Source organism: uncultured Gimesia sp. (assembly GCF_937919775.1).
In the GTDB taxonomy this organism is placed as follows: Bacteria; Planctomycetota; Planctomycetia; order Planctomycetales; family Planctomycetaceae; genus Gimesia.
The window spans coordinates 1-4,697 of sequence record NZ_CALFPF010000155.1 but is presented as its reverse complement, the minus strand read 5'-3'; the positions used below and the strand labels follow the sequence as shown (position 1 = coordinate 4,697).

At 51.7% G+C, this 4,697-nt stretch carries 4 protein-coding genes; 2 read left to right on the top strand and 2 right to left on the bottom strand.

Going from position 1 to position 4,697, the window contains the following annotated elements; all coding sequences use genetic code 11:
* Window positions 1-23 precede the first annotated feature (23 nt).
* Window positions 24-1,046, bottom strand: a complete 1,023-nt coding sequence (locus Q0294_RS04225) for a ferrochelatase (RefSeq protein ID WP_299461248.1) — start codon at window positions 1,044-1,046, stop codon at window positions 24-26.
* A gap of 482 nt (window positions 1,047-1,528) precedes the next feature.
* Between Q0294_RS04225 and Q0294_RS04220 the strand changes: the two genes are divergently transcribed.
* Window positions 1,529-2,731 (top strand): acyltransferase family protein, encoded by a 1,203-nt coding sequence (locus Q0294_RS04220; protein ID WP_299461246.1) that lies wholly within the window; start codon window positions 1,529-1,531, stop codon window positions 2,729-2,731.
* Between the two features lie 119 nt (window positions 2,732-2,850).
* Window positions 2,851-3,570: a peptide-methionine (S)-S-oxide reductase MsrA gene (msrA, locus tag Q0294_RS04215; protein WP_299461244.1), complete on the top strand. Its 720-nt coding sequence runs from the start codon at window positions 2,851-2,853 to the stop codon at window positions 3,568-3,570.
* A gap of 94 nt (window positions 3,571-3,664) precedes the next feature.
* Here msrA and Q0294_RS04210 read toward each other — a convergent pair.
* Window positions 3,665-4,697 (bottom strand): GNAT family N-acetyltransferase (locus tag Q0294_RS04210; RefSeq protein ID WP_299461242.1); only part of this gene is annotated, 1,033 nt, incomplete at its 5' end.

Here is a 4,697-nt window from a genome sequence, read left to right as displayed (position 1 = left end):
CCAGAGCCGAATCACCTGCGGATTCAACGTTGGGCCTCTGTCGTGCGCAGACAGCAGTCAACGGGACAGACATCGTGGCTGGCTCCCATTTCCCCCAGTGCGGGTCGCTCCGCTGTTCCACTCATGCGTTCTTCAATTAACTCGCGGATCATGGTGATGAAGCGGGGATGCACGCCCACGGTTTTCGCGCGGACCACGTTGATGCCCAGTTCGTTCCCGACCGCTTTCGCTTCCGTGTCCAGATCGAACAGCACTTCCATGTGGTCGGAAACAAAGCCGATAGGAACGATCACCACATCCTCGACGTCTCCCTCTGCTCCCAGCTCTTTGATGAGGTCACAGATATCGGGTTCCAGCCAGGGTTGCTGCGGGGGACCGCTGCGGCTTTGATAGACCAGATGCCAGGGATGTCCTCCCAGCGATTCACTCACAAGCCGGGCAGACTCTCGCAACTGAGTCTCATAGCGACAACCGGCTGCCATCGCGAGCGGAATACTATGTGCGGAATATAAGATCGTTGCCTTATCGCGTCTCGCTTCAGGAATCTGGTTCAAGGCTTCTCGCGCACGCGCCGCGCTCGCCTCGATGAAACCGGGATGATTGTAAAACACGCGCAATTTATCAACGTCCGGCGTCCCTGCTCCGACTTCGTCTTGCGCGCGCTGGATATCTTCCCGATACTGGCGGCACCCCGAATAGGAACTGAAGGTGGACGTGAAAAAAGCCAGCGCCCGTTTGATTCCCGCCTGTTTCATCTGAGTCAGCGTATCTGCCAGAAAGGGGGCCCAGTTTCGATTGCCCCAGTAGACAGGCAGATGAGGTCCGTGCGCAGCGAGTTCCCGCTCCAGCGCTGCGATGAGAGCCCGGTTTTGTGCATTGATCGGACTGACGCCCCCAAAATGCTGATAGTGTTCGGCGACTTCCAGCATCCGTTCCCGCGGCACGTTTTTCCCGCGGAGCACATTCTCCAGAAACGGTATCACCTCGTCAGGACCTTCCGGACCGCCAAACGAAACCACTAAAATGGCATCATACGAATCGTTCATCAATCAGCTTTCTTGCCTCGTCCACTTTTTAACACGGATCGGTTTTCCATCCTGAACAGCATCTGAAAAACCTCCGAAAACAGGTCATAAATGACTGCATCACTCATTTGTAGTCCGCCTGCACGAAATTGCCACCCCAAACCGCAAATTATTAAATAAACCTGATTTCCAGAGGCTCCGGTTCCGAAAATGATGTGAATGTTCAACACTTCCCGTCAAAAACGCCTGCACCCAACCGAATTCGTCCGCGTTGTTTTTTTGCAACATCGCCGCACATCTGATAAGAGCAGTCTGTGCATAGTTTCGATTCTAAGGATTATGCGCTGCCGGAACTTTACCTCACAAGGTAAACCCTGATTCCGGCTGAAATTGACCGATCTGAATCTCTTCCAGCGAGTATAAATTCTCATCCCCTGTCTCGTCTGCGACAGAGAGACACGCCATCATTGACACGCCTTACTATTTTTCAGGCACACTCACTAATGAATCCCCCCAGTGCATTGACTGCTCCGAAAACGCCTGTGTTGCGTGTAGACACGCAGCCTGTCGGCCTCAGCCTGCCCACTGCCCGCTTTTATTATATGGATTCCATGCGTTCGGTGCTCATGATGCTGGGGGTCGTACTACACGGCGCGCTGATCTATTCGTCCGGCGATCACTGGATTGTTTCCGATTCTCATAAGTCTGAATTTTTCAACTTACTCGGGTCCACCATTCACGCGTTTCGCATGCCGACGTTTTTTATCATCGCCGGTTTCTTTTCAATGATGGGCCTCAGAAAATATGGCGCGAACACGTTTGCAAAATTGCGACTGCTGCGCATTCTGCCCCCCTTATTCTTTACGGCACTGCTCATCAACACCGTGGAGCTCTATTTCAGAACCACCGTGATTCAACAACAGCCGATGTCTTTCACTCACTTTTTGATTTACGAACTGCCGCAAGCATGGACCTCCGGTGCCTGGGTCTCGCATCTCTGGTTCCTGCTGACCCTGCTGCAGTTTTTCGCCGTCGGTATCGCGCTGTTTGCATTGAGTCGCAGTTTTTCAGATACGGGCAGGCTCAATCGATTTCTTGCCCCTTTACGCAAAAACTGCTACTTTCTGTTACTGCTCCCACTCACTGATCTCGTCTGGAGCATTGCCGACAAACTGGTTCCGGAACTCTCTCATGGCACACATTTCCATGGCCTGTTCAACGCCGAAGATTTTATCGTTTTTCTGCCTTACTTCCTGTTGGGTCTCTGGCTCTTTCGGGATCGCGCACTGCAGCAGGAGTTCCACGCGATCGCCCGCTGGGAATGGTTTGCGCTGGCCCTCTCTATCGTGTCACAATACGTTGAGGCAAATGCCCACGGCATGAATGCGGAAAGCGTGCTGAGAATTTATTCCGCCAGCCTGACCTGCGCCCTCTCCAGCCATATCTGTTATGTGCTGTTCTATCGGTTCATGAATCGAAATTCCCAATTCTTCCGTTATCTTTCCGATGCCTCTTATTCGATCTACCTGTTTCATCATCTCTGCGTGATTGTGTTCGGTTATCTCCTGCTCAGCGCCAGCATCGCGATCGGTTACAAATTTCTGGCCGTCGAAATCGCCACGCTGACCGTCACGCTGGCCATCCATCATTTTCTGATCCTGAAATTCAAACCGTTACGCTTCATGTTCAACGGAAAATGGAGTTAAGCCCCCCCGGAACACTTTCTCCCTGTCCCTTGTCCCCCGGATTGTCTAAAATAAAAATCAGTTGTTTTCCAATTCACTGATTTTAACTTTCTGACATAAACGACAGGGAATCAGGCGTCATGACGTTATCGCAATTACCACTGTTAGTTCTCGTTGGTTTAACACTGACCACAATGCTCACCCTGATGAGTGGCTGCGAGAAATCGCTCACCCAGGAAGACCGCCCCGTCGCCATCGCCGATGAACAGCCGAATCCACAAACCGCACCCGCCGCTCAGGAAGATACGGGACTGGAAGTCGTCACTCTCGGCTCAGGCTGCTTCTGGTGCACCGAAGCCTTCTTCCGCGAACTGAAAGGCGTGAAGTCGGCCGTCTCGGGATATTCAGGCGGCGAAGTTCCCAACCCGACCTACAAAGCCGTCTGCACCGGCAGCACCGGCCACGCCGAAGTCATTCAGGTCACCTTTGACCCGAAACAGATCCCCTTCACCGACATTCTCAAAGCGTTCTGGGAAACCCATGATCCCACCACGCTGAATCGCCAGGGAGCCGACGTCGGCACCCAGTACCGCTCCGCCATCTTCTACCACAATGAAACACAGAAAGCAGAAGCAACCGCCTACAAAGAACAGCTCGACGCATCAGGCCAGTTCAAAAGCCCCATCGTCACGGAAATCACCGCCTTCGAGAAATTTTATCCCGCGGAAGATTATCACCAGGACTATTTCAAGCTCAACCCCGACCAGCAATACTGCCGCTACGTCATCCGCCCCAAACTGGAAAAGTTCCGCAGTAAATTCGCCGACAAACTGAAGCAGGAGGACAGCGGAGAGAAATAGCCGGTTCGAGTGTGAGCATGAAGGAAGGTTGCTTCAGAAACGGTCGATCAATTTGTTTGATGCGAACTCATGATTGAGAAACAGACAGTTCGTATTACTCTGAAAGCTCGCTTGTATTCTCAGTATTGTGCATTAATCGATCACGATACCAATCTGCGATCCGACTACTCACCTGCAGTGCTTTGGCCATTTTAGAAACCGGTGAATAATGCACATAGCGATAACTGGTCTCAACCGAGGTATACCAGCATTTCTTGGCTTCGAGAGACCCGGGACCAATGTCTAATATTTGATCGCCTGTTTCCATGCTGTTGCGAATCATTCGTCCCATCAATAAGTGTCCTAAGCCTTTATTGGAGACACCGGGATCGAATCCCATCCGGAGCGAGTAAATGCGCCTCTGATAGACATAGTTGTAATTGAAGGCAGCCGGCTCACCAGAGAGCAAGAGCAAATTTAAATCGACCGCACCAAATCGAGTCGCGCTTTCATGAGTATCGCGAAAATACTGAGCGACCTGCTCGTGTGATAAAGTCGTTCCGGTAGTGGAACTTCCCTGCCAACTCCTGCGCGCAATCGCTTCACAGATCTCGTACAGGTCCCAACGTGGATCGCTCTCACCGAATTGTTCTCCCCGAGGCCGATACCGCACGAATTCAATCTCGCCTTCCTTCGCAACGCGTTTTTCGGCTCGGATGTATGCCTGACGCGATTTTGCCGATCGACCAGCCAGATAACTCTCCCAGTCCTGATTGAGATCAACACAGGCAGTTTGATCCCACACAAATCTTTTGAATGAAAGATTTGTCATTTCCAGCGCGCGTTCCGTATTACCAGCATCGAAACCTTTTGCGTCCACACACCGTAAATCGATGAGATCCCAGTCTCGCTGAGATTCTTGAATCACACTCATAACGGCATTCAGAGTTGTCTCAGAATCGGCAGATACCGGTCCATAGAAACTCCCCCAGTCATCAAACGGGTACGTCAAAATGCTGCACGATCCTAATTTCGTCCTGATCCGTCTCACACACAACGGAACAATCCCTGTGACTTCATTCCCATCGCGAACGACAAAGACGCGGAGATACTGCTTCGCAGAAAAATGCTGCCAATAAGTCTTTAAC